At 36.0% G+C, this 24,644-nt stretch carries 26 protein-coding genes and 1 other annotated feature; of the genes, 6 read left to right on the top strand and 20 right to left on the bottom strand.

Features of this window, described 5'->3' with window-relative positions:
• Positions 1-12: 12 nt before the first annotated feature.
• From RZ79_RS02575 to RZ79_RS02510, 14 genes are all read right to left on the bottom strand, one after another.
• Entirely contained in the window at positions 13-876 is an 864-nt protein-coding gene (locus tag RZ79_RS02575; protein ID WP_053795305.1) for an amino acid ABC transporter substrate-binding protein, read from the bottom strand.
• A 3-nt stretch (positions 877-879) separates the two neighbouring features.
• Positions 880-1,518, bottom strand: a complete 639-nt coding sequence (locus tag RZ79_RS02570) for an amino acid ABC transporter ATP-binding protein (RefSeq protein WP_053795304.1) — start codon at positions 1,516-1,518, stop codon at positions 880-882.
• 11 nt (positions 1,519-1,529) lie between these two features.
• Positions 1,530-2,168, bottom strand: a complete 639-nt coding sequence (locus RZ79_RS02565) for an amino acid ABC transporter permease (protein WP_054449840.1) — start codon at positions 2,166-2,168, stop codon at positions 1,530-1,532.
• Between the two features lie 318 nt (positions 2,169-2,486).
• Positions 2,487-3,290, bottom strand: coding sequence for a septum site-determining protein MinD (gene minD / locus RZ79_RS02560; RefSeq protein WP_034534331.1), 804 nt, complete (start codon positions 3,288-3,290; stop codon positions 2,487-2,489).
• Positions 3,290-3,961, bottom strand: coding sequence for a septum site-determining protein MinC (locus RZ79_RS02555; protein ID WP_053795303.1), 672 nt, complete (start codon positions 3,959-3,961; stop codon positions 3,290-3,292). The genes minD and RZ79_RS02555 overlap by 1 nt, the downstream gene beginning before the upstream one ends.
• Positions 3,962-3,994: 33 nt before the next feature.
• On the bottom strand, positions 3,995-4,513 hold the full coding sequence (gene mreD, locus RZ79_RS02550; RefSeq protein ID WP_054449839.1) for a rod shape-determining protein MreD: 519 nt from the start codon (positions 4,511-4,513) through the stop codon (positions 3,995-3,997).
• Positions 4,514-4,524: 11 nt separating this feature from the next.
• Positions 4,525-5,376, bottom strand: a complete 852-nt coding sequence (gene mreC, locus RZ79_RS02545) for a rod shape-determining protein MreC (protein WP_053795302.1) — start codon at positions 5,374-5,376, stop codon at positions 4,525-4,527.
• Between the two features lie 57 nt (positions 5,377-5,433).
• Positions 5,434-6,438: a rod shape-determining protein gene (locus tag RZ79_RS02540; RefSeq protein WP_034532118.1), complete on the bottom strand. Its 1,005-nt coding sequence runs from the start codon at positions 6,436-6,438 to the stop codon at positions 5,434-5,436.
• Positions 6,439-6,604: 166 nt separating this feature from the next.
• Positions 6,605-7,924 carry a bifunctional folylpolyglutamate synthase/dihydrofolate synthase gene (locus tag RZ79_RS02535; RefSeq protein ID WP_080997435.1) on the bottom strand — a complete coding sequence of 440 codons (1,320 nt, stop codon included), beginning with the start codon at positions 7,922-7,924 and terminating at the stop codon, positions 6,605-6,607.
• 52 nt (positions 7,925-7,976) lie between these two features.
• Positions 7,977-10,637 carry a valine--tRNA ligase gene (locus RZ79_RS02530; protein WP_054449837.1) on the bottom strand — a complete coding sequence of 887 codons (2,661 nt, stop codon included), beginning with the start codon at positions 10,635-10,637 and terminating at the stop codon, positions 7,977-7,979.
• Positions 10,638-10,674: 37 nt separating this feature from the next.
• Positions 10,675-10,889 (bottom strand) — a binding site (T-box leader).
• Between the two features lie 45 nt (positions 10,890-10,934).
• On the bottom strand, positions 10,935-11,432 hold the full coding sequence (locus RZ79_RS02525; RefSeq protein ID WP_054449836.1) for a thiol peroxidase: 498 nt from the start codon (positions 11,430-11,432) through the stop codon (positions 10,935-10,937).
• Between the two features lie 112 nt (positions 11,433-11,544).
• Entirely contained in the window at positions 11,545-12,762 is a 1,218-nt protein-coding gene (thiI, locus tag RZ79_RS02520) for a tRNA uracil 4-sulfurtransferase ThiI (RefSeq protein WP_054449835.1), read from the bottom strand.
• 15 nt (positions 12,763-12,777) lie between these two features.
• Complete coding sequence (locus RZ79_RS02515; RefSeq protein WP_054449834.1) at positions 12,778-13,926, bottom strand: cysteine desulfurase family protein; 1,149 nt, start codon at positions 13,924-13,926, stop codon at positions 12,778-12,780.
• 104 nt (positions 13,927-14,030) lie between these two features.
• Positions 14,031-15,740 carry a septation ring formation regulator EzrA gene (locus tag RZ79_RS02510; protein ID WP_054449833.1) on the bottom strand — a complete coding sequence of 570 codons (1,710 nt, stop codon included), beginning with the start codon at positions 15,738-15,740 and terminating at the stop codon, positions 14,031-14,033.
• A 168-nt stretch (positions 15,741-15,908) separates the two neighbouring features.
• Between RZ79_RS02510 and RZ79_RS02505 the strand changes: the two genes are divergently transcribed.
• The 6 genes from RZ79_RS02505 to RZ79_RS02480 all read left to right on the top strand — a co-directional run bounded on the left by RZ79_RS02505 (position 15,909) and on the right by RZ79_RS02480 (position 19,842).
• Positions 15,909-16,373, top strand: a complete 465-nt coding sequence (locus RZ79_RS02505; RefSeq protein ID WP_054449832.1) for a GAF domain-containing protein — start codon at positions 15,909-15,911, stop codon at positions 16,371-16,373.
• Between the two features lie 197 nt (positions 16,374-16,570).
• Positions 16,571-17,179 carry a 30S ribosomal protein S4 gene (gene rpsD / locus RZ79_RS02500; RefSeq protein WP_034532104.1) on the top strand — a complete coding sequence of 203 codons (609 nt, stop codon included), beginning with the start codon at positions 16,571-16,573 and terminating at the stop codon, positions 17,177-17,179.
• Positions 17,180-17,298: 119 nt separating this feature from the next.
• On the top strand, positions 17,299-17,778 hold the full coding sequence (locus tag RZ79_RS02495) for a YueI family protein (protein WP_053795295.1): 480 nt from the start codon (positions 17,299-17,301) through the stop codon (positions 17,776-17,778).
• A gap of 34 nt (positions 17,779-17,812) precedes the next feature.
• Complete coding sequence (locus RZ79_RS02490) at positions 17,813-19,066, top strand: replication-associated recombination protein A (RefSeq protein WP_054449879.1); 1,254 nt, start codon at positions 17,813-17,815, stop codon at positions 19,064-19,066.
• Between the two features lie 9 nt (positions 19,067-19,075).
• A complete protein-coding gene (locus RZ79_RS02485; protein ID WP_053795294.1) occupies positions 19,076-19,360 on the top strand; it encodes a hypothetical protein in 285 nt (94 codons plus the stop codon).
• A 20-nt stretch (positions 19,361-19,380) separates the two neighbouring features.
• Positions 19,381-19,842: a universal stress protein gene (locus RZ79_RS02480; protein ID WP_053795293.1), complete on the top strand. Its 462-nt coding sequence runs from the start codon at positions 19,381-19,383 to the stop codon at positions 19,840-19,842.
• A 33-nt stretch (positions 19,843-19,875) separates the two neighbouring features.
• Here RZ79_RS02480 and RZ79_RS02475 read toward each other — a convergent pair whose 3' ends face one another.
• The 6 genes from RZ79_RS02475 to RZ79_RS02450 all read right to left on the bottom strand — a co-directional run bounded on the left by RZ79_RS02475 (position 19,876) and on the right by RZ79_RS02450 (position 24,573).
• The gene (locus RZ79_RS02475; RefSeq protein ID WP_054449831.1) at positions 19,876-20,694 is read right to left on the bottom strand and encodes a helix-turn-helix transcriptional regulator; all 819 of its coding nucleotides are present in this window, start codon (positions 20,692-20,694) and stop codon (positions 19,876-19,878) included.
• A 20-nt stretch (positions 20,695-20,714) separates the two neighbouring features.
• Positions 20,715-21,269 (bottom strand): DNA-3-methyladenine glycosylase I, encoded by a 555-nt coding sequence (locus RZ79_RS02470; RefSeq protein ID WP_054449830.1) that lies wholly within the window; start codon positions 21,267-21,269, stop codon positions 20,715-20,717.
• Between the two features lie 140 nt (positions 21,270-21,409).
• The gene (locus RZ79_RS02465) at positions 21,410-22,510 is read right to left on the bottom strand and encodes a D-alanine--D-alanine ligase family protein (RefSeq protein WP_054449829.1); all 1,101 of its coding nucleotides are present in this window, start codon (positions 22,508-22,510) and stop codon (positions 21,410-21,412) included.
• Positions 22,511-22,581: 71 nt separating this feature from the next.
• Positions 22,582-23,343 (bottom strand): hypothetical protein, encoded by a 762-nt coding sequence (locus tag RZ79_RS02460; protein WP_054449828.1) that lies wholly within the window; start codon positions 23,341-23,343, stop codon positions 22,582-22,584.
• Entirely contained in the window at positions 23,343-24,209 is an 867-nt protein-coding gene (locus tag RZ79_RS02455) for an ATP-binding cassette domain-containing protein (RefSeq protein ID WP_054449827.1), read from the bottom strand. The genes RZ79_RS02460 and RZ79_RS02455 overlap by 1 nt, the downstream gene beginning before the upstream one ends.
• On the bottom strand, positions 24,190-24,573 hold the full coding sequence (locus tag RZ79_RS02450; protein ID WP_034532092.1) for a GntR family transcriptional regulator: 384 nt from the start codon (positions 24,571-24,573) through the stop codon (positions 24,190-24,192). The genes RZ79_RS02455 and RZ79_RS02450 overlap by 20 nt, the downstream gene beginning before the upstream one ends.
• Positions 24,574-24,644: the final 71 nt, after the last annotated feature.

Genomic DNA, 24,644 nt, shown 5'->3' with positions numbered 1-24,644 from the left:
CACCTCTAGTTCCTATTTCATATTATTTGTTAATTTCATCAATGGTGTGTTGTAGTTCTTACCGAACCACTTTTCACAAATCTTCTTTAACTCACCATTCTTTGCTAACTTCTTGAATGCAGCATTAATCTTTGCCTGCATTGTCTTATCACCTTTACGAATTCCAACACCAAATTTTTCTTGTGGGAATTTACCTGTAACCACCTTGTATAGATTTGGATTAGGTTGATGTGCAATGTAGTAGTTTGCATATGTGCTATCAATTAACAATCCACTAATTCTACCATGATTCAAGTCAATAAACGCATTTGTAAATGAATTATATAGAATTGGTGATTGATTCTTAATGTATTGTTTTAATAATTTTGGTTGATCATTAATGTCATTTAGACCAGACGAACCACTTTGGACGCCTAAATACTTGCTCTTCATATCACTAAATTTATTAATGTTAGATGATTTCAAAGTAACTAATTCTTGATCATTTTCCAAGTATGGCTTACTGAAGTTAACAACATCTTGACGTTCAGGGGTAATTGAGAAACCATTCCAAATTAAATCAATGGTAGTATTTCTCAATTCAGTTACGTTCATTGACCAATCGATTGGTTGAAAGACTGGCTTAATACCGTATTGTTTAAACACAGCATTAGCTAAATCAACATCGAAACCAGTGATTTTACCGCTCTTGTTTTCAAACCCCATCGGAACGAAGGTAACATCCAGACCAATGGTCACTTGTTTGTTTTTCTTGATACGGCTCCATGTATCTTGATGATCTGCTTTTTGTGTAACGGATTCACAACCAGATAACATGATAACGGCAATCAAACAAGCACTAATAAGTCCAACCATTTTTAAAATTTTGGTCTTCATAAACTAACCCTCCTCTTTAAACGGTTTAACTTCCTTTACCTTGTCAGCAACTTGATTTGCAAATGCCACATCGTGGGTAACCACAAGTTGTGTGATATTTTGTTTCTTCAAGTCTAAAATAATCTTTCCAACTTCTTCACTTAACTTAGGATCCAATGCAGATGTTGGTTCATCGTAGCAAATAATCTTTGGGTGCATTGCTAAAGTTCTAACAATTGCCACACGTTGTTTTTGTCCACCAGATAATTGGTATGGGTAAAGTGTCTCCTTACCAGTCAAATCTAGCTTGTCGATTAATTCTTGCGCTTCTTTTAATGCTTCTTCTTTTGACTTCTTTAAAACTAATTGTGGTGCCAAAATGATGTTTTCAATTACCGTCAAGTTTGGAAATAAACCAAAGTCTTGGAATACTACACCGATAACTGATTTTGAATCATCAGTTGGATCAATCTCCTCACCATCTAAGAAGAACTTACCTGAATCAGCCTTTTCCAAACCAGTGATACATCTTAGTAGTGTTGTCTTACCGGCACCGGAAGGACCAACAATACTTAAGATTTCGTTGTCAGCGACATCTAGGTTCATATCCTTAATGATGGTTTTACCTTGAAAACTCTTATTTAAACTTTTCACTTGAAACATGTTAATCCCTCCTATCTCCAGTAATCAAAACGTTGTTCAATTTTTCTTAGTACTAGTGTTAATACCGCTGTTAGTATCAAGTAGAATACAGCAACTAAAATTAATGGAACCAATGTAACGTCACGTGCTGTGGCGATGTTTCCGGCTTGTAATAAGTCACCAATACCAATTACGTATACCAATGATGAATCCTTAACTAGGTTAATTACTTCGTTTCCGATTGAAGGTAAAACAATTTTGAAAACTTGTGGTATAACGATTTTGCGAAGAGTTTGCCAGCGAGTTAAACGTAGCATTTTAGCACTTTCAAATTGATTCTTTGGGATGGATTGAAAACCACCTCTAAAGATTTCAGCAAAGTAAGCTGCATAGTTTAAAACAAATGCGATTACAGCTGCTTCAAATCTTGGAAACACAATTCCGATAATGGGTAAACCATAAAAGATAAAAATCAATTGTAATAATAGCGGAGTTCCACGCATGATCCAGACATAAAATTCAAAGATTGCTTTGATAATGTTTTTTCCGGTTAATGCTAAGGAAACTAAGATTCCTAATGGGATTGATAAAACGATTGTTAATGCGAAAATCTCTAATGTGGTTACTACCCCAGAAAATAGTGAAGGTAATATTTCTAAAATATATTGCATTAATTATTCCTCCTTTGATAAAAAAAACGTCCTTTTAGCAATATGCTAAAAGGACGTTGAAAACGTGGTGCCACCTAATTTCCTATTCTGCTCGCGCAAAATAGCTCAGTGAGTCTACTGACTCGCAGATAACGGCTGCACCGGTTTATTCCTAATTACGTTCAGAATAACAACTCACAGATGTGAACACCTGCTGTAATTACCTAGCTTTCAGCTGTTACTAGGATCTCTGTGAATTACATACAAATGCATTTCTGCTCAAAGTCTTTTAATAACTAATAAAATAACTTAATTTCAATCGTAAGTCAATAACAAAGTTTAGTTACGTTTAAATAAATGCTTAAACTTATCCCATGCGCTTTCCTTTTTGACATCAATCTTCATCAATGGAACTGTTTCACCTTCAAGTCTTCTGGCTACGTTTCTGTAACCTTGGGCTGTTGGGTTGTCAGGGTTCATAACAATTGATTCACCGTTATTTGAAGTACTGATAACCTTGTCATCATCTAAGATGATACCTAATAAATCAATTCCTAAATGGGTGGTAATTTCATCAACATCCATGTAGTTGTCATCTTGCATCAATGATTTTCTGATACGATTAATGATTAATTTTGGTGTTTCTTGAAGTGGATGTTGTTCTAATAAACCAATTACTCGATCGGCATCACGAACGGCTGAAATTTCTGGAGTGGTAACAACGATTGCACCATCAGCACCAGAAACGGCGTTAATGAAACCTTGTTCGATTCCGGCTGGACAGTCAATAAAGACGTAGTCAAAGTCTGGTTTTAATTCATCAACAATGCTCTTTACTTGTTCTTCGTTTAGAGCTGTCTTATCAGTATTTTGGGCTGCAGGTAATAGATACAATAAGTCATCGAAACGCTTATCTTTCACCATTGCTTGAACTAGCTTTACTCTACCAGTTGCAACATCTACGATATCGTACATAACACGATTATCTAGACCCATAACAACATCTAGGTTTCTTAGACCAATATCTAAGTCAATCAAACAAACTCTTTTTCCCATCATTGCTAACGCAATTCCAATATTAGCGCTTGAAGTTGTCTTTCCAACTCCACCTTTACCTGATGTAATTACAATGGCTTTTCCCATTATTCAATACCTCCAATTCGATTAAAGAACTTTGGATTAATCTCTTTTAGATTCTTTATTTTACCATAACTTAGCACGTGTAGGTCGTTTACATATACTACTGTTTTTTCAGAATCCTCAATTGGACGATCCGCTACAATATCGTATTGTTCTCCTACACGCACTTGTTGTGCTGTATGTAAATTACCGATAATTAACTTACTTTCGTCATCAGGAAAACCTGCTTGAACAATTCCTTCGATAACTCCCATATTAAACACATTACCAGTGGCAATTAACTTTCCACCTTCATGAATTTTACCAAAGAATAAAACGTCACCATCAACGTTTACTTCCTGGCCATTTCTAATCACTCTGCTCATCACTTCAACATTGTTTTGTGCCATGATTTTAGCAGATTCTTCCTTGGTAATAACGTTTGATAAAAATTTATCGATAACTAGATTTTCGTAGTCATCAACTAACTTAATGATATCATTTTTATCTTCTTCTGACATCAATCTGTTACCCATTTGAACGTTCAAATGTAATTGATCTTTGCCTTTTTCACTTTCTTCGCCAAGGCCTTCTAGTAGTTGTTTTAAATCAACTAGGATTTCTCTCAGACTAGCTGTTTCTTTTAGGATTAACTCATATCCATCTTTGGTTCCTTTAAGTACTACAGATTGCATTTATAGATACTCCCTCTTATCTCTTTTATTACTCTACTCAATTCGATCAAATAATACCCCGATTGGCACGTACAAAATTAAGAATAACACTGAGTTAAACAATACAGTTGGAATCACTGCATGAATTAAAAAGTACCCAGCTGCCATGTTAGTAGCATTCATTAAACGATTTAATCCATAAGCAAAAACATTGATTAGTGCAATGTTAAACGCAAATGAAAATAATCCGGTCACAATGTTCATTGGTAAGAAACGATATAGCTTTCTTCCGATGATGATTGCGATTGGGAAGACAATTACGTACACCCCTAATATCCCGGTATAGAACAAATCAAACAATAATCCAGCAATCGCTGCCCATATTTCCACGTGTTCGTTTGTTCGATTAATGAAGTACATACCAAAGAATAACCATGCAAATGTAATGCTTGGGACTAGTATATATTTTCCATATAGAAGATGACTAAAAATTAATGAAATTGATCCATCCAAGAACAAAGAAATGAACAATCCAATTATGAAAACGTATCTAATTGGTTGGTGTTCTCTCATCCTAATCACCCCTATGATGTTTTATCTACAACTGTAACAACTTCTAGATCATTCATGCTTGCTGGAGTTTGAATGTATAACTTAGTAGCAGTTCCATAATCATCAGTTGTTACCTTTGCAACTTTACCTACATAAATACCCTTTGGTGTAATTCCACCAAGACCATTAGTAGATACTTTGTCATTTACCTTAATCTTAATCTTGGTATTTAAATGACCAACGATTAATTGACCAGTTTTTCTGTCATAACCGTTAATGATTCCGTTAACAGTTTCACCCTTTGAATTGGTAGCTTCAACTGGGAACTTGTTATCAGTATCAACAGTGTTAGAAATTAGTTCTACTTTACTGTTACTGTTATTAACTTCGATGACGCGTCCAATTAATCCCTTAGCGCCAAGAACAGACATGTTCTTCTTAACCCCAGCAGATGAACCTTTGTTGATAACAAATTGGTCGTTCCATGCTGATGGAGTTCTAACTAAAGCTTCAGCAACAATTGGATTGTAATCAGCTAAACCACTTTTAATTTTAAGTTCACGTTTTAGTTGATCATTTTCGCTTTGAATAGCTTGGTCTCTAACCTTGGTTGCTGTAATTGTTTCTACTTGTGCTTTTAGCTTTTGATTTTCTTTGTATGTGTTAATTAGATTGTTTACAGTTTCACCGGCATGTCTAACTGAGTTTGCAGGAACAGCAACAGTCCAACTAGCAATTCCTACCACATCATTTCCAAAACGTTGGATAAATGGTGGCATTGATTTGTTATTTCTGGTTGAAACAGAAACGGAAATAAAACCTAAACAAATAATAAAAATCAAAATGGCAGTTAACCACTTTCGATTGGAGAAAAACTTACGCATTTTTCAATCCTCCGAACTAGTAAATAAGCGGGAAGATAACCTCCCCGCTTATTTAATCTATTTTCTCTTCATAATATCAATGCTCTTTAATGATTCACCAGTTCCGATTGCAACACAATCTAGCGGGTTCTTAGCGATTGAAACTGGAACCTTAGTAGCTTCTGAAATAACTTGTGGTAAGTTCTTCAATAAAGCACCACCACCAGTTAAGACAATACCATGATCGATAACATCGGCAGAGATTTCTGGAGATGTTTCTTCAAGGGTTTCCTTAACAGTTCCAATGATTTCTTGAATTGGTTCTGAAATAGCGTTTGCTACGTCTTCAGCAGTAATTTCCACACTCTTTGGTAAACCAGTTAATAGGTATCTACCACGAATAGTAACGTTTTCGATATCTTTAGCACCTTCAATTGAAGCTGAACCGATATCCCATTTTAGCTTTTCAGCAGTTCTTTCACCGATTAGTAGGTTGTACTTTTTTCTGATGTAAGCGGCAATTGCGTCGTTTAGACGGTCACCGGCTACACGAAGTGATCTACTTGATACGATACCACCTAATGAGATAGTAGCAACATCAGTAGTACCACCACCAATATCAACAACCATGCTACCAGTTGGGTCCATGATTGGTAGACCAGCACCAATGGCAGCTGCAAAAGGTTCTTCAATTACGTAAGCATCCTTAGCACCAGCCACACGAGTTGCATCGATTACGGCTCTCTTTTCAACAGCAGTAATACCACTTGGTACGCAAACCATAACGTAAGGCTTACCTGAAGCATGTCCTACAGTCTTGTTAATGTAGTATTTTAGCATTGTAACAGTAGTTTCGTAATCAGCAATTACCCCATCTTTCATAGGTCTAATTGCAGAAATACTAGCAGGAGTACGACCAATCATATCTCTTGCTTCTTGTCCAACTGCAACGATTTCTCCAGTTTTTGTATTTTTAGCAACAACTGAAGGTTCTCTTAACACAATTTCTTTACCATCAACGTAAACAATTGTGTTGGCAGTTCCTAAATCAATTCCAATATTTTTAGTTCCAAATCCAAACACAGTTTTTCATCCCTTCATAATTACATTTGGCTGGCTATTTTTAATTTCACCTTTTTTTGCATACTATCTTAGTATACCATAGTTATTTTTTAATTTTTAATAACACTCTCTAGTGTATACGATTTTGCAACATTTATCATTAAAGAATTTAAAATTTAACAATTTTTTATTCTAATTTGAATAATTTTCGCACATCTGAGATGAAATATAGAGATCCAGTGATTAAAATCATGTCATCTTCCGACATTTCACCTGCAGTTTGAGCAATTGCTTGTTTCCAATCATCGACAACAGACACCGGATTTTCGGCCTTAATCTGACCACTTATCTCATCCACATCCGCACTTTGTCTTGAACCGTACGCCTCAAACTTAGTTAATACTAAATGAACATTCTTAATACTACCTAAAATATTCAACATATCCATGTAATCTTTATCGGCTAAAATACCAATAATGATGTAAATTTCGCTTGATGAGAAGTCCTTAGTTAATAACTTCTTGATTTCGTTAACTGCATCGATATTGTGGGCACCATCTAAGACAACAAGTGGTTGGTCGTTAACCCTTTCAAAACGCCCTGGCCAAGTTGTTTTGTTAATCCCACTTACGATTGCTAAATTATTTACCTTTTTGCCCTTATCTTGTTGATGTAAAACATATGCCTTAATCGCACATGCTGCATTGTGGGGTTGGTAAAAACCCAACAAGCTGGTCTTGATGTTTCGAACCAAGTTGTCATCATCTTCATAATCAAATGATTGTTGCCAGTTGTTGTTCATGACTGGTTTAGAAGTATTAAACTCACTGCCGTAAGAGTATAGCGGTGCATCAAATTCTACCGCCTTATTCTTGATCACTTCCATCGCGTCGTCGTCGACATTACCGATTACAACCGGACGATTTTGTTTAATAATTCCCGCTTTTTGACTAGCAATCTTTGGAATCGTATCACCTAATAGCTTCGTGTGATCCATCCCAATCGTTGTAATCACTGATACAGTTGGTTCAAACACGTTGGTAGAGTCCAAAATACCGCCAATTCCGACTTCGATAATCACAACATCAACTGGATGCTTGGCGAAGTATAAGAACATCATGGCAGTGATAATTTCAAATTCAGTGGGACCACCACCTGGGATTGTTTCATCCATTTCTTCAGCAATTGGTTTAATCTTTTCCACTAATTCAACTAGCTCATTGTCTGAAATCGGATTACCATCCACACTAATGCGTTCATTGAACTTAATTAAAAATGGTGACGTGAATGTTCCGACGGTTTTATGGTCTGCTTGAAAGATATTTCTAAGGTAGGCCACCGTAGACCCCTTCCCGTTGGTTCCAGCGACATGAATAGCATTAATGTCTTTTTGTGGATTACCTAAATGGTTTAAAAGGTCCTTGATAATGTCTAAACTTGGATGCTTTTTAAATTTATATCTACCATGGATAAAGCTAAGTGCTGTTTCATAATCCATCTTTGTCATCCCTTCAAAAAAGAGCCGGGCCAATATCGCCCGACTCTTTAATTAATCTAAATTACTTTTGACTCTTAATTTCTTCTAGTCGTTGCTTTGCAGCATCTAACTTAGATTGGTTATCAGCTTGCTTTTCTTTTTCAGCGTTAACAACTTGTTCTGGAGCATTGTCAACGAACTTCTTGTTAGCAAGTTTCTTTTCGGCACGTTGTACCTCAAATGTGTAGTTTTCGATTTCCTTTTCGATTCTAGCAATTTCTTCATCTAAATCAACTAGTTCGGCTAAAGGAATACTAATTTCAGCATCAGTCATGATTCCAGTCATAGCTAACTTAGGAGCTACAACATCTGAACCAATTGATAATTCCTTTGGATGACAGAAACGATCAATGTAATGCTTGTTTTCTTCGAAGATGTTCTTCAATTCGTCATTATCAGTCTTAACCAATAGGTCAATTGATGATGACATTGGAGCATTAGCTTGTGATCTGATATTTCTAACTACCTTAATCAATTCGATTAATGCAGCCATGTCTTTTTCTGCCTTAGCATCCTTGAATTCGTCATGGTTAACTGGGTATGGAGCAACAACGATTGATTCACCTTCATGAGGCATTGTTAACCAAATCTTTTCAGTAACAAATGGCATCATTGGGTGCATTAGTTTCAAAATCTTGTCTAATGTGTAAGCTAGGATGTTTCTAGTGTTATTCTTAGCCTTTTCGTCGTCACCAGTTAGAGTTTCTTTACTCATTTCAATGTACCAATCACAGAAGTCATTCCAAATGAAGTCGTATAATGCACGGCCAGCTTCACCAAAGTTGTACTTTTCAAAGTGATCAGTAACTTGGTTTACCACGCTGTTTAACTTACTTAAAATCCACTTATCTGCTAAGTTCCATTCTGATGAATCAGGTAATTCTGGTTTTTCCATGTCACCTAGGTTCATGATTACGTAACGACTAGCGTTCCATAACTTGTTAATGAAGTTCCAAGCAGCTTCAATCTTTTCGTAACTGAAACGAACGTCTTGTCCAGCTGTGTTACCAGTAGCTAGGAACCAACGTAATGCGTCAACCCCATACTTATCGATAACATCCATTGGATCAATACCATTACCAAGTGATTTACTCATCTTACGACCTTGTGCATCACGCATTAGTCCGTGAAGTAAAACATCCTTGAATGGACGACGGTCTGTAAATGTTAGACTTTGGAAAATCATTCTTGATACCCAGAAGAAGATAATGTCGTAACCAGTAACTAAAGTATTAGTTGGGAAGTAACGCTTGAAGTCTTCTGAGTTTTCATCAGGCCAACCTAATGTTGAGAATGGCCATAATGCAGATGAGAACCAAGTATCTAGAACGTCTGGATCTTGTTCCCAGTTTTCAGCATCTTTAGGAGCTTCCATTCCAACGTACATTTCGCCTGTTTGCTTGTTGTACCATGCTGGAATTCTGTGACCCCACCATAGTTGTCTTGAAATAACCCAGTCATGAATGTTATCCATCCATTGAGTGAATGTGTTTTCAAAACGTTCTGGCACGAAGTTAACCTTATCATCAGTTGATTGGTTCTTAACTGCGCGGTCAGCTAGTGGTTGCATCTTAACGAACCATTGAGTTGAAAGTCTTGATTCAACTTGAACACCGGTTCTTTCTGAGTGACCAACTGAGTGAACAATTGGGTCAATCTTTAGCATGTAACCTTGGTCTTCTAAGTCAGCAACCATAGCTTTTCTAGCATCAAAACGGTCCATACCAACGTACTTGCCGGCATTTTCGTTCATAGTTGCGTCACCATTCATAGTGTTAATACGTTTTAAGTCATGTCTGTTACCAACCTTGAAGTCATTAGGGTCATGGGCTGGTGTAATCTTAACCATACCAGTACCAAATTCAGGGTCTACATATTGGTCAGCAATGATTGGGATTTCTCTTTGCACTAGAGGAACCATAATCTTCTTACCAACGATGTCTTTGTATCTTTCATCACTTGGGTTAACAGCTACGGAAACATCCCCAAACATAGTTTCAGGACGTGTAGTGGCAATTTCAATATAGTCTTTACCATCAAAAGTAGTACCGTCTACAAATGGGTACTTAACATGGTAGAAAGCACCTTTATCATCTTTATGAATGACTTCGATATCTGATAAAGCAGTTTGTGCTTGTGGATCCCAGTTGATAATGTATTCACCACGGTAAATTAAACCTTGGTTGTATAAATCAACGAAGACCTTGCGAACAGCTTCTGATAAACCATCGTCTAAAGTGAAACGTTCACGTGAGTAATCAAGTGAAAGCCCCATCTTAGCCCATTGTTTCTTGATAGTTGCTGCGTATTCATCTTTCCATTCCCAAACTTTGTCGACAAACTTTTCACGACCTAGGTCGTAACGAGAAACTCCTTGGTCTCTTAACTTAGCTTCAACCTTAGCTTGAGTAGCGATACCAGCATGGTCCATACCAGGAACCCATAGAGTATCGTATCCTAACATTCTCTTTTGTCTGATTAACATGTCTTGTAGGGTTGTATCCCATGCATGTCCCAAGTGAAGCTTACCAGTAACGTTTGGTGGTGGTAAGACGATTGAGTAAGGTTTTGCCTTCTTGTCACCACTTGGTTTGAAAACGTCTTGTTCTAGCCATTTTTCATAACGACCTGATTCAACGGCGTCATGGTCATACTTTGTAGACATTTCAGTTTCTTTTGCCATAGTCCATCCCTCCAGTAAATAAAAAGAGCACTCCATCCAATAGGACGAAGTGCTCGCGGTACCACCTAATTTAAAGCATTAAAAAATACTTTCTCTTAATCCAATTAACGATGGCCCGTTCATATCTAAATTATCAATATCAATATGAATGCTCACAAGCTACCTTCATTTTGATAATGGAAAGATGTCTCACCTAATCATCTTTTCTCTGATACTCATCATCAAAACTACTCTCTTGATCTTCGCATTTGTAATCTATATTGATTATATTAGACAATTTTTGGGGAATCGTCAACTCTATTTATTTAATTTTTCAACAACTGCTAGAGCTTCCTTGAAATCTGGTTGTGAACCAATTTCTTCAACGACTTGACGGTAAATAATTTCACCATTGGCATCAATGGCAAAAACCATACGTGCTAATGCATCAATTTCCTTAACGTAAGTACCTGAAGCCATACCGAAATTGTTATCAGAGTCAGATAGTAAGTGCATGCTTTCAACACCCTTCGCAGCACACCAGTTACTTTGTTCTTCTACAGTATTCTTTGAAATAGTGTAGAATTCAACATTTTCGTACTTATCAGACTTTCTGTTAAATTTCTTAGCTTCAAGGCTACATGCCCTGGAATTAACGTCTGGGACAGTTAAAATCAATGCTGGTTTGCCGATTAAGTCTTTGTTAGTGAATTCGTTGTTGTTAGAATCTAGGACTTTGAAACCTGGTAGTTTTTGTCCCTTATCCATTGGTTCTTTAATTGTTTCTACTGGTTTGTCTAAAAATTTTAATTGCATGTTATAAATCTCCTTAATTGGTAGTTGCTAGTTATTTAAAATACAGCTTACACGATTAATTTGCAAGCAAAAAGAAAAGAGACCATCAATAAAGATGATCTCTTTTGATAGATTATAGTAATTCAGCGAAAACATCTTCTTGAGCATTCAAGAATTCTTCCCCTGGTTTAATGTCGATAATCTTAACTTTGTCTAATGAACGTTGCATTAATCCTTCAACATCAATTAACTTTTCACATGCTCTAGTCTTTTCTAGATCAGGCTTAGTCTTTGGTGCAGGAGGAGTAAAGACTGTACAACAGTCTTCAAATGGCATAATTGATAAGTCGTAAGTATCAATTCTTTCAGCAATCTTAATGATTTCTGTCTTATCCATTGAAAGTAATGGTTTCAATACCGGAACAGTAGTTACGTCATTGATTGCCATCATGCTTTCAAGGGTTTGTGATGCCACTTGACCTAGTGATTCACCAGTAAAGACACCCTTACAGTGTCTGTCTAGTGTCAATTTAGCAGCCAATCTTAACATCATACGACGTTGGATAGTCATTAAGTATCCTTCAGGAACCTTTTCCTTAATCTCTTCTTGAATTTCGGTAAATGGAACTTGAATGAATTGAATGTTACCACCAAAACGAGTCAACTTAGCAGCTAATTCTTTTGCCTTAGCTAATGCTTGTTCACTTGTGTATGGAGGACTGTAGAAGTGAACCATATCTAGCTTCACTCCACGTTTCATTCCCATGTATGCTGCAACTGGTGAATCAATTCCACCAGAAAGCATCATAGTAGCACGACCACCAGTACCGACAGGTAATCCACCGGCACCGTCAATGGTTTCACTTGATAAGAAGATACCGTTCATACGAACTTCAACTCTTAACTTGATGTCAGGGTTCTTCATTTGAACCTTGATACCATCAACGTTGCTCAAGATGTATCCACCTAAAGCATCGTTAATGTCGTGAGTATCCATTGGGAAATGCTTGTCTTGTCGACGAGTGTCAATCTTAAAGGTCATACCATCTTTGAATTGGGCTTTAATCATTTCAACGGCGGTTTCTTTAACCTTATCGATATCCTTTTCTACCTTGATTGAAGGAGAAAAGTTTTCAATTCCAAAAACATCCTTTAAACGTTCGATAACTTTATCCGAGTCATCACCGTTCAAAGTAACGTGCAAACGATCTCGCTTAGCACTTACCTTTAAGTTTTCGAAATCATGCAACACTCTGTCAACGTTCTTGCCTAGTTGCTTAATGAAGTCTTTACGGTTCTTACCTTTTGTGGATAGTTCACCGTATCTGACCATTATTTCAGTATATTGCATTCACGGATTTCCTTTCTATGAGTTAATCTTTTTAAATCTTTCATAAAGTTCGTCAAAGACTTCGTTAAAACGATCAGCTTCTTCCACTGTGTTATGTTCATCTAATGAAACACGCACGGCACTGGTTGCTTCGTCTTCATCAACCTTCATGGCTGATAAAGTACCTGAGGCAACGTGACGCTTAGAAGAACATGCACTTGTAGTTGAAATAAAGATTCCATGACTTTCAAAAGCATGGACGATAGTTTCACCACGAACACCTAGGATTGCAAAACATAAGATATGTGGTGCAAAATGTTCGTTATCCTTTGAGAAGACCTTTACTTTATCAAATTTAGAAATATGTCCTAAAATATTTTGCTTGATTTTACGTTGTTTTGCAACCTTTTTATCTTCATCATCTAATAATAGACGTAAAGCACGTGCCATCGCGGTAATAGCAGGTAAGTTTTCTGTACTACTTCTTAGGTTACGTTCTTGGCCCCCACCAGTAATTAATGGAGCAATCTTCTTACCGCTTCGTTTGTACATAAAACCGACACCTCTTGGTGCGTGGAATTTATGACCTGAGAAAGTGGCAAAGTCAACACGATCATTGAAAATCAAGTCTTGGATACCCTTACCAATTCCTTGAACTGAATCAATGTGGTAACTGATGTTAGGATAATCCTTTAAAAGATCCCCGACTTCTTTAATTGGTTGAACTGCACCGATTTCATTATTTACAGCCATGATAGAAACTAAAATTGTGCTTGGTCTAATGGCCTTCTTTAAATCATCAACAGAGATACGTCCTTCATCATTTACTGGCAAGTAAGTAACTTCAAAGCCTAATTGTGTTAATTGTTCAACGGAGTTCTTTACTGCAGGATGTTCAACAGAACTTACGATAATGTGATTTCCGTAGGCACGCTTTTCAAAGGCAGTTCCCTTAATTGCCCAGTTGTCACCTTCTGTTCCACCACTGGTAAACAATATTTCACTTGGTAAAACACCTAGTAATTTAGCAATTTGTGCTCTAGATTGTTCCAACAAATTGAATGATTGTTCACCGAATTGATGTAAACTAGATGGGTTTCCCCAAAATTCTTTGCTTACTTTATCGTAAGTTGCTACAACAGAATCATCCGGTTTTGTTGTGGCACTATTGTCAAAGTATATCATTATTACCCTTCTTCATTTTTGGATTTGTCCGACTCAACTATATTTGACATTATAACAGAAAAAAAGAAGTAACGTTTGAATGACATCAAAGTTACTTCTTTATTTTATTTGGTTGTTTTCTTTTCGTTATAGTATTCAGTTTCCATTTGCTTGTAAGCACCTGGATTAACCTTTTCGATTGCAGCAGCCATAGTAGCTAGACTCTTTTCGTATTGGTAACGATTATCAAAGTAGTCTTTAGCTTGTGCACAGGCAGCATTTAAATCTTCGTTAGCATTCTTATAACGGTTGGCGAATTGCATCAAACGTTCTGATAGCATTGCACTATCGACAATGTTTTCAGTATCTGATAACAAGTGATCCATTGTGTCTGAGATGTTAGCCAATTTTTGGTTGATCTCATCCATACTAATCTTCACTTGGTTGATTGATGCTGATAAGTTTGAAACTTCGTTGTATACGTAATCATAACGTTCTAAGAAGTCTTCAGTTAAACCAGGAAGGTTTAGGTTATCAATTCGTCTTCTGATGTTTAATAGTTGTAAATCAAACTTTTGAAGACTATCCCTGGCAACCCTTTCTTCCTTGCTTAATTCAGCAACAGAATCGTTGATGTCTTTTTGTTGTTTTTCAATTGAACTTAGTTCTTGCTTTGCATCTTGTTGATGTTTTTGAATGACAGAATATACTGCCTTGTTACCGTTGATTGCATCGTAATCATTGTTGTAGATTGTTTCAATCTTACTAATCTTGTCAGATAATTCAGCAGTATTTTCAATTTCATCATGTTCTAGATTGTAATTCTTGCTTAAACCTTCTAGTTCATCACTTAAAATGCGATTTTGGTTCTTAGCATGGAAGATAAAGTCATATACCAAGCTAATGTTTTTCTTAACCTTACGCTTAGCAACTATTTCTTTTTCCATGATGGCATACATTGAATCGATTGTTTCTTCAATATATGTGCATGTCTTCTTGGTTTCTGGGATATCTAGTTCAGCTAGTGACTTCAATCCTTCTTGGCATGATTCCTTTAAAGCATTGATGGTGTCATCAATATCGTCTTCAACAAAGTTGTAATCAGTTTGAATCATAGTACGGTGACCACGTTCAATTTCATCCAATTGTCTTGGAAATTCCTTTGATAATGAAACATATGTATCAGGAATAATCTTCATTAATTCATTCATTTCATTGATCAAGTTGTTAATCTTACCAAGTAATTCTTCAGCTTTGTTTTGATCACCATTTTCAGTTTCAGCAACGAATTCTTCGTAAACACCTTTGATAGTGCTTAGCTTATCTTCAAGCTTGTCGCTGCTTGGACCAAATGAGTAGTTTTGTGATAGCAATTGTTGGTTAATTTCTCTGATGGTGTTATCAACATCTTCGACAGCCTTACGGTGTAAACTGTCAACTTCTTGTAGTTCACTTAGACCATCATGAATGTCATTTAACTTGCCATCAATAACTTCGATTGCATCACCCAGGTCACCAATAGTAACGCTGGCTGATAATAGCTTGTAACTATTAAGGAAATCTTCTGCATCACTCATATCACTTCTGATACTTGTTAAGTCTGAATTGGCAATTTTTTCATATTGTTCTTTGTATTCATTAAATTTGTCGAAAGATTCACCATTTAATTTAATTTTACCAGTTGCTTCCAGCTCATCTCCGACCATTACGTCCTTTAGACTAGCCTTTTGCTTTTCCAGACCGTCAAGTCGTTTAAATAGATTCTTTCGATAAAAGAATGTCGCTAACAGTAGTATTACAAGCACTACTATTATGAAAATAACCAAATCAATCATTTTGACATCTGTCCCCTTACAACTTTTTATTTTAATCTAATTTTTTTAGCTTTAAACATTTGTATTTTTAATATTTTAATAATAAACTAATTAACTATATTCAATTATATCATACGAGATAATTATTAAAATACCTAATTATCAATATATACAAGGGAGTTTTTAATTATGAAAATCAATTCAATGTTAGCACAACAGTTAGACGCGTTGTTAACCGATGAACATAACAACGTTGCCAACATGGCAAATGCCTCTGCACTACTAATGCAAGAACTTACAGATGTTAGCTGGACCGGTTTTTACACATATGTAGATGATAAAAACGAATTAATCTTAGGTCCCTTTCAAGGTAAAGTCGCTTGTGTCCACATTAAAAACGGTAGCGGTGTTTGTGGTACTGCATTTGATAAGAACGAAACTATCCGCGTAGAAAACGTAAATGATTTTCCTGGTCACATTGCCTGTGATTCAAACAGTAAATCAGAAATTGTCATTCCAATTGAAAAGGATGGAATCAGATTTGGTGTCTTAGATATTGATGCCCCTATCTTTGATCGTTTCTCAAAAGAAGATCAAGAAATGCTAGAAGAATTTGTAAAAGTCTTTGAAAACCACATAACCATTGACAATTAGTGGTAATAATCATACAATAACTTTTGTGTAAAATAATGCAGCAGTACACGGTAAGCTCGTCAACATATTGATGCCTTAATGGTTCAATTAGTACCCCCACGGCTGCTGGGGTGAACATTGCAGAGCAATATGCACGAATACTAAGTGTACAGTGATTATTTTACTCCAAATAATAATTTTTATTGGAGGATATTTTTATGTCTAGATATACAGGTCCAAGTTGGAGAATTTCTCGTCGTCTTGGTATTTCACTTTCAGGTACTGGTAAAGAATTAGCTCGTCGCCCATACGCACCAGGTGACCACGGTCAAGGTCGTCGCGGTAAGCTATCAGAATACGGTACTCAATTGAAGGAAAAGCAAAAGCTACGTTTCATGTACGGTTTAACTGAACGTCAATTCTCAAAACTATTCGTTCGTGCGGGTAAGATTAGAGAAGGTCGTCACGGTGATAACTTCATGGTATTACTAGAACGTAGACTAGACAACGTTGTTTACCGTTTAGGTTTAGCAACTACTCGTCGTCAAGCTCGTCAATTAGTTAACCACGGTCACATCACTGTTGATGGCAAACGTGTTGACATTCCTTCATACGAAGTAAAAATTGGTCAAGTTATTTCAGTTCGTGAAAAATCAAAAGACCTACAAATCATCAAGGAAGCCGTTGAAGCTGTTGTTGGTCGTCCACAATACGTTTCATTCGATGCTGACAAACTAGAAGGTTCTCTAACTAGATTACCTCAACGTGACGAAATGAATGCTGATATTGATGCATCACTAATCGTTGAATACTACAACAAGCTATAATTTCTGGTTATACTTGTTGCTCCAAAAAAGCGCTTTGCATTTGCAAAACGCTTTTTTTCTACCCTCTTTTAATTAATGATAAAATAGTACTAAGACATAAATGAAAAGGAGCAATTAATATGAGTGAAGATGATGTAAGTAGTCGTTTAGAACAATCATCTATGGGTGGAACTCCAAAGGTTAACCCGGATGAACAACGTAGATACCTAGGTACTTTTAGAGAACGTGTTTCTCTTGCAATCCAAATCAAGGATTTGTCAAATCCAAACGCGGTCAATGCCCTTCAAAAAGAATTTGATAATAATAACAGCTACCAATTAATCATTAATGGTAACTTGGATCACGATGTTGTCTCCCCTTTTATCAGGCTGGCATCACAAAATAACATCAAGTTCGTTATTAAAACTGACTCATTCTACCGTACTGCACCCGATAACTACGGTGTGGTCTACGCTAACAGTCAATCAATTAACGTTAATCCCGTTGATTTCGAAGAAAAGTACAATCAACAAGATACAACCAAAGATTCATCAGATAATTCAGATGACAAGCAAACCAATCAATCATTTTTTGGTAAGTTAAAAAATATATTCAAATAAAGGTGATGATAAATTGCATCCATTAGCATACCGTATGCGTCCAAAGAAAATCGAAGACGTTGTCGGTCAACAAGACTTAGTCGGTCCTGGTAAAATCATCGATCGAATGGTAAAAGCCAAGATTTTATCATCAATGATTCTATACGGACCTCCTGGAACAGGTAAGACCAGTATCGCCAGTGCGATTGCTGGTTCAACTAAGTATGCATTTCGTCAATTAAATGCAGCAACAGATACAAAGAAAGACCTACAGATTGTCGCTGAAGAAGCCAAGATGTCTGGAACGGTCGTCTTACTACTAGATGAAATTCATCGTTTAGATAAAACCAAACAGGACTTCCTATTACCATTACTGGAAAGTGGTAATATCATTCTAATCGGTGCAACTACCGAAAACCCATACATTAATATCAATCCCGCCATTAGAAGTAGAACACAAATCTTTGAGGTACACCCTCTTAATGAAGATGATATTAAATCAGCTGTCAAACGTGCTTTATCCAATAAAGACAACGGTCTGGGTAATATGAACATCGACTTAGCTGAAAATGCATTACACTTCCTATCAACCAGTACCAACGGTGACTTGAGAAGTGCTTTAAATGCTTTAGAACTAGCAGCTAAGTCCACTACTGAAGACGACGACGGTATCATTCATATCTCGTTAAAAGATGTGGAATCTTGTCTTCAAAGAAAAGCTTTAACACAGGATAAAAATGGTGATGCTCACTATGACGTTGTCTCCGCTTTTCAAAAATCAATTCGTGGATCGGACGTTAATGCTGCCCTTCACTATGCTGGCCGTTTGATTGAATCCGGTGACTTAAATTCCATTAGTCGCCGTTTAATGGTTATCGCATATGAAGATGTTGGACTAGCTAATCCAGCTGCTTGTGCTAGAACCGTTTCTGCCATCGAGGCTGCCAACAAGGTTGGTTTTCCTGAAGCCAGAATTCCTTTAGCCAATGCCATTATTGAATTATGCCTATCACCGAAATCAAATACCGCAATGCGTGCGATTGATGCGGCAATTGCTAAGATTCGTACTGGTAACTATGGTGACATACCTGATCACCTAAAAGATAGTCACTACTCAGGTTCTAAAAAGTTAGGCCATGGTGTTAATTACAAATACGCCCATGATTATCCAAACGATTGGGTTAAACAACAATACCTACCTACTAAAATTAAAAACGATACTTACTATGAACCAAAAACCAATGGTAAGATTGAAAGTACATTTAAACAACAATACGAAAAACTACTTCACGCACAACGTGATAAATAGGAGTCTGCAATGTTAATTAGAATTCTAGTATTATTAGCGACAGTTGTATTATTCACAATTGGTCGCTTCCTTTTAACCCATACAGATAAACCTTTCATGATGCTACATCCTGAAAATAATCAAACATTGGGTAAAATCGTTAAGTTCTTTGGAATCGTATTTTGCATCTTAGCTGTCTTTTCAGCAATCGCAATTTTGATTCCAAATATCTTTTTCGTTACAACTATCATGGTAATAAGTTGTATAATGTTATTGGTGATGGAGTTAATGTTACTTACCTTCCTTACCAAGTAAATAGTTTGAGGTGAAAGAATATGTTACAAGATTACAGTCAAATTATGATTCCAATCGATGGTTCAAAAAACTCAAAGTTAGCATTCAACAAGTCAATTGAAGTTGCCAAACATAATGATGCTGACCTACACATCGTGCACGTAATCGATACGCGATCATTCACTAACCTAGCTAATTTCGACTCATCAATGTTAGATGACGTTACTAGCCGTGTTAAAGATTCACTAGAAAAATACTTAAAGAAGGCTCAAGATGCTGGAATTAAGAATGTTGATTACACAATCGAATACGGTGCTCCTAAATCAATTATTTCAAGAGATTTAGTTGATCGTTTCGATACTGATTTAATCATTATCGGTGCCAACGGACAAAGTGCTGCTGAACGTTTATTAATCGGTTCAGTTGCTTCATACGTAACTCGTGTAGCAGAATGTGATGTCTTAATTGTAAAATCAGACTTAGACAACAAAGTAGAAAAATAAACAAAAAGACCTGGATTAATATCCAGGTCTTTTTTATTCGACTGTCCAATCGTCATTGACCGACAATGGATTATTTTCACTTAAAAACTGTTTCCAGTATTCAAACACACCGTTGGGTTGTTCTAGCTTATCAAATTTGATATCAATCCCCTTGCTTTCAATACCGACAATGCTTCGGTAAAATGCACGACATGATATCTCCTTTAAATAACTAGAATCACTCTTTAAGTCCAGTGTTGTACAAATTGCATCAAGTTCACGGTATAAAATCAAGAATTGCATATCCTCAATGTGTGATCTACTCATTTGTTTGGTCAATTCAATTGTCTCGACCACATATTGATAAGCAATGGTGAATTTGTTCATCGCAAAGTAGTCAATCGCAAGCATCCCCATAATCACCATCTTTTGCATGCTAATCTCGTTTTTATCGTAGAAGTCGTAGTTCAGTCTTTGGAGTTCATCAACCGATGCACTGTAATCTTGCTTACTAAGCTGAACTGCTGCATGAATGATTTGGAAGTACTTGATGTCTTCTTTATCTTCTAGGTCATCTTCGTACTTATCTAGCTTTGCTTGTATCTCATCTGGAATGCATAGTGCTGCACAAAAAGGAATACTATTAATTTCGTAACTGGCTACTTTTTTCTCGTTTTCAATTACCTTATCAATATCTAGTAACAATATCTTACAAATGTTTTTAATCACATATAAACTAATTTGGTGGTCATAGCTACCGTTTTCAATCTGACAAATCACAGGTTGAGTACAAGCAACTTGTTTCGCTAATTGGCATTGAGTTATCTTTAAACTTTTACGTCGCTTCTTGATTAAAGTGCCGTTAATATTCATTCTAAAATCCTTTCTTTGAATCACGCTTTAAAACTATCATTTAATTCCTTATGTCTAAAACAATCTATTTCATGATCATTAATCACCCCTACTGATTGAAAATATGAATATAGTGTTGTTGGTCCGACACGTTTAAATCCAGCATCTTTAAAACATTTAACGTATGGTTTGATGAACTCTTTAATTTCGTTCTTATTATTATCGTTTAGTCCATCCATTTGCATAAAATCAAATGGTTCCCATGTTAATTGAACTAAATCGTTATTCATGCAAGCCTTGGCATTTTGAATTGTGGCAATTATCTTGGCACGATTTCGAATAATTGCCTCATCGTTCATCAATCTTTCTAGGTCTTCATCATTAAACTGGCTAATTTTTTCAACATCAAAGTCGTAGAATTCGTCTCTAAACGACTCTCTTTTACGCAATACTGTCGACCATGATAACCCAGCTTGAAAAATTTCTAATGTTAAACATTCAAACAATTCAGATACTTTTTGCTTTGGAACTCCCCATTCCTTATCGTGATAAACTAACATTTCTGCGCTATCACTAGCCCATGCACATCTTTTCATATTTCATAATTCCTTTCGGTGATTTTCACTCTATTACATACGTATAAAAACACAAATTTTTTCGGTTAATTTAATACTTTCTTAAACAATTTTCCAACAAAAAAAGAGATAATCCAAATGATTACCTCTTTTTTCAATTATTATGATAATGGTTTGAAATCGTGAATGATGTTGTTTCGACGATCAAATTCTTTGTAAGCTAGGTCGATTAATCTATCAATTAGTTCAGTGTAACTGATACCTGAAGCTTCCCATAGTTGTGGGTATAGACTAATGTTAGTGAAACCAGGTAATGTGTTAACTTCTCCTAGGTAAGGAACACCTTCCTTAGATACTAAGAAGTCAATACGAGCTAGTCCCTTTAAGCCTAATGCTTTGTATCCGCGTAATGCTAAGTCGGTGATTTCGTCTGATAGTGATTCTGGAATATCAACTGGAATATCAAACTTAACTTGGCTTGCATCAACGAACTTGTTGTCGTAAGTGTAGAACTTGTCTTCCTTAGGAACACGAATTGCACCAACTTGAGAAGCAATTGGTTTTTCGTTACCTAAGATTGAGATTTCTAGTTCTTCTGGACCATTGATTGCTTGTTCAGCTAGGATCTTATAGTCATATCTGAATGCATCCTTTAGGCCGTCTTCAAATTCTTGTTCGTTTGTTACCTTGTGAATACCAACTGATGAACCTTGGTTAGCTGGCTTCAAGAAGATTACGTCACCGAATTCAGATTGTAATTTAGCGTAAGTGAATTGGTCTTGGTTGTCAGGAGTAATCAAATGGTAGTTTGTGTTTCTAACTCCTGCTAAGTTTAACATCTTCTTAGTAATGTCTTTATCAAAGCCCATTGCAGATTCCAAGATACCACTACCAACGTATGGCTTATGTAGTAATCTTAGAAGACCTTGGATAGTACCGTCTTCACCCAAGTTACCGTGCACAATTGGGAAGAATACGTCAATATCCTTAGTCTTTGATAAGTTTTTAATTGGGGCCAATGGATCTGAGAAGTCTAAGTTCTTAACAGCTTCTTCAACCACAGCATCTTCAGGTTCACCATCAAACACACGGTGTGATGATTCATTATCTAAGATAATTCCTGCCTTAGTAATTAAGAATAAGCTAATATCGTACTTATCTTTATCCATCGCATCATAAATGTTATGAGCTGAACGTTTTGAAACATCATGTTCTGATGAATCTCCACCGAAAAGTAATGCTAAATGAGTCTTTTTCATCATTTTATACCGTCCTATCAATAATTCTTTGAAACTACATTATAACATGCTTTTATAGATTAAAGAATTCTTTTTTATCTTTTTACTTGTTCTAATTTGGTGAATAATAAATTAAATAATGCTGCAATAATAGTCAAAATGATCATGAATCCAATTAATGCATATGGTCTAGGAACCTTGGCGTCAATAGAAAAAATAAAGTTAAAGATTGCATCCCCATTGATGTGAGCATAAAATCTGCTGATTAGTCTTTGTGAGCTATATTGAGTTAATAAGTTAGTAACAAACATATAGCAAACTACCCCAATGGAGTAAAAGATTGATTTACCAATCTTATTCATTAAAGATGTCATCGTTCCAAAGGTGTTCATCGCAACGAATATGAATAGCAATACCACATAGTCTGTAATAAACATTGAAATTGATTGAACAAACACATTACTAAACGCTTTTCCATATGCTTGATAGTACAAGTAAGTTTCACTAGGGCCTAGCTTCATGTTTATGAAGCTAATAATCACGTTAACTACATTAACGATAAGCGTTGCTTTAGCGATAAAAAACATCTTAGCTTTCCAAAATGTCTTACGCGAAACTCCACTTTGAATTGCCAACTTAAATCGTCTGTAGTTGAAACTAATTCCAATCATTGTAACAATCGTAATGATATAAGGAGACAGGAAAAAATTTTCTTTAAATTGATATTCAATAGGTGGTTGACCATCTACTACTGATAAAAGTCCGAATAAGATATAAACAACAGAAACGATTATTCCATACCATATGTACGGAATAAAATCGTGGCAATATTGCTTTGCGAGTGCTTTTGTCTTCACTATAGTTTCCCCCTATCCATAATATATACTAGTAGTTTTTGTAGTTTCATTTTTTCAATATCAACGGATGCTGGAACCTCTCTATCAGGAAGTTGATCCATAAAGTGAACGGTCTTGTAACGACCTAATTGTTCTTCATCCAATACCTTAACACCATCGACGTAGCTGTTAACATCTTCTGCTGGTCCTGAAACACTGTATGATTTTGATGATACTTCATCAATGCTTCCGTTCATCTTAATTATTCCGTATTGAAGTAATAGTACATGACTGATAATACGGTCAATTTCATCAATAATATGAGTGGAAATCACAAATGTTCTTGGATTTTCACTGTATGTTTCAATCAAGTTACTTTGGAATATTTCACGATTTCTGGCATCCAAACCTAACGTTGGTTCATCCAACAAGATAAACTTACAAGGAACACATAGTGAAATGATGATTTTAACAATTGATTGGTAACCGGTAGACAACTTGTTAAGCTTTTGGTTAATATCTAATTTAAATTCCTTAACTAGCTTTGCTTGCAGGTCCACATCATAGTCTTGATACATTGATTCAACAAAAGAAAAGATTTGAGAAACCTTATCCTTTTTAGTGTACATATCATCTTGGTTCATGAAGTAAATTTCGCTTAGTGCTTCATCATTTTCATGGACTTCTTGTCCATCAAAAAGGACTTGTCCTGCTGATGGACGATTGTAGTCAGCAATCATACTCATTAGCGTTGATTTTCCTGCTCCGTTTTCACCGAACAATCCATAAATTTCGTTTTCTTCTAAATTGAAATTAACTTCATTTAATAGAGGTTTATTTGCAAACTTGAAACGTTTAGCTAAATGTTTAACTTCGATCTTGCTCATTGTCGTATCCTCTCTTCACTAGTGTTAAAATATCGTCTTCAGATAGATGCAATTTCTTTGATTCATTGATTAGATTCAAAATGTAATCATTATAGAAATGTTCCTGTCTTCGCTTAATAATTATCTCTTGAGCCCCTTGCTTCACAAAGGTTCCACGTCCACGACGCTTTTCTAACAAATCATTATCAACCAACATGTTCATCCCCTTTAGAACTGTTGCTGGATTAATCTTAAATTGCTTTGAAATTTCTGTCGTAGATGGTACTTGCGCACCTTCTTGGAAAGCACCGGTAAAGATTGCATCCTCTAGTTGAGTGGCAACCTGAATAAAAATTGGCTCCGGACTATTAAAGTCAAATTGCATCTTTTTCACCGCCTATCTTTGGTTAATTACTTATGTAACTAACTATAAAGTCAAATCTTAAAAAAGTCAAT

Source organism: Apilactobacillus kunkeei DSM 12361 = ATCC 700308 (genome assembly GCF_001281265.1).
GTDB lineage: Bacteria > Bacillota > Bacilli > Lactobacillales > Lactobacillaceae > Apilactobacillus > Apilactobacillus kunkeei.
Note: the sequence above shows the minus strand (reverse complement) of the source record. Positions and strands in the feature narration are given on the sequence as shown.

Excerpts from the sequence above, each read along its gene's own strand:
- RZ79_RS02575 (WP_053795305.1), bottom strand. The coding sequence starts at position 876 with ATGAAGACCAAAATTTTAAAAATGGTTGGACTTATTAGTGCTTGTTTG.
- RZ79_RS02570 (WP_053795304.1), bottom strand. The coding sequence starts at position 1,518 with ATGTTTCAAGTGAAAAGTTTAAATAAGAGTTTTCAAGGTAAAACCATC.
- RZ79_RS02565 (WP_054449840.1), bottom strand. The coding sequence starts at position 2,168 with ATGCAATATATTTTAGAAATATTACCTTCACTATTTTCTGGGGTAGTA.
- minD (WP_034534331.1), bottom strand. The coding sequence starts at position 3,290 with ATGGGAAAAGCCATTGTAATTACATCAGGTAAAGGTGGAGTTGGAAAG.
- RZ79_RS02555 (WP_053795303.1), bottom strand. The coding sequence starts at position 3,961 with ATGCAATCTGTAGTACTTAAAGGAACCAAAGATGGATATGAGTTAATC.
- mreD (WP_054449839.1), bottom strand. The coding sequence starts at position 4,513 with ATGAGAGAACACCAACCAATTAGATACGTTTTCATAATTGGATTGTTC.
- mreC (WP_053795302.1), bottom strand. The coding sequence starts at position 5,376 with ATGCGTAAGTTTTTCTCCAATCGAAAGTGGTTAACTGCCATTTTGATT.
- RZ79_RS02535 (WP_080997435.1), bottom strand. The coding sequence starts at position 7,924 with ATGACAAAGATGGATTATGAAACAGCACTTAGCTTTATCCATGGTAGA.
- RZ79_RS02530 (WP_054449837.1), bottom strand. The coding sequence starts at position 10,637 with ATGGCAAAAGAAACTGAAATGTCTACAAAGTATGACCATGACGCCGTT.
- RZ79_RS02525 (WP_054449836.1), bottom strand. The coding sequence starts at position 11,432 with ATGCAATTAAAATTTTTAGACAAACCAGTAGAAACAATTAAAGAACCA.
- thiI (WP_054449835.1), bottom strand. The coding sequence starts at position 12,762 with ATGCAATATACTGAAATAATGGTCAGATACGGTGAACTATCCACAAAA.
- RZ79_RS02515 (WP_054449834.1), bottom strand. The coding sequence starts at position 13,926 with ATGATATACTTTGACAATAGTGCCACAACAAAACCGGATGATTCTGTT.
- RZ79_RS02510 (WP_054449833.1), bottom strand. The coding sequence starts at position 15,740 with ATGATTGATTTGGTTATTTTCATAATAGTAGTGCTTGTAATACTACTG.
- RZ79_RS02505 (WP_054449832.1), top strand. The coding sequence starts at position 15,909 with ATGAAAATCAATTCAATGTTAGCACAACAGTTAGACGCGTTGTTAACC.
- rpsD (WP_034532104.1), top strand. The coding sequence starts at position 16,571 with ATGTCTAGATATACAGGTCCAAGTTGGAGAATTTCTCGTCGTCTTGGT.
- RZ79_RS02495 (WP_053795295.1), top strand. The coding sequence starts at position 17,299 with ATGAGTGAAGATGATGTAAGTAGTCGTTTAGAACAATCATCTATGGGT.
- RZ79_RS02490 (WP_054449879.1), top strand. The coding sequence starts at position 17,813 with ATGCGTCCAAAGAAAATCGAAGACGTTGTCGGTCAACAAGACTTAGTC.
- RZ79_RS02485 (WP_053795294.1), top strand. The coding sequence starts at position 19,076 with ATGTTAATTAGAATTCTAGTATTATTAGCGACAGTTGTATTATTCACA.
- RZ79_RS02480 (WP_053795293.1), top strand. The coding sequence starts at position 19,381 with ATGTTACAAGATTACAGTCAAATTATGATTCCAATCGATGGTTCAAAA.
- RZ79_RS02475 (WP_054449831.1), bottom strand. The coding sequence starts at position 20,694 with ATGAATATTAACGGCACTTTAATCAAGAAGCGACGTAAAAGTTTAAAG.
- RZ79_RS02470 (WP_054449830.1), bottom strand. The coding sequence starts at position 21,269 with ATGAAAAGATGTGCATGGGCTAGTGATAGCGCAGAAATGTTAGTTTAT.
- RZ79_RS02465 (WP_054449829.1), bottom strand. The coding sequence starts at position 22,510 with ATGATGAAAAAGACTCATTTAGCATTACTTTTCGGTGGAGATTCATCA.
- RZ79_RS02455 (WP_054449827.1), bottom strand. The coding sequence starts at position 24,209 with ATGAGCAAGATCGAAGTTAAACATTTAGCTAAACGTTTCAAGTTTGCA.
- RZ79_RS02450 (WP_034532092.1), bottom strand. The coding sequence starts at position 24,573 with ATGCAATTTGACTTTAATAGTCCGGAGCCAATTTTTATTCAGGTTGCC.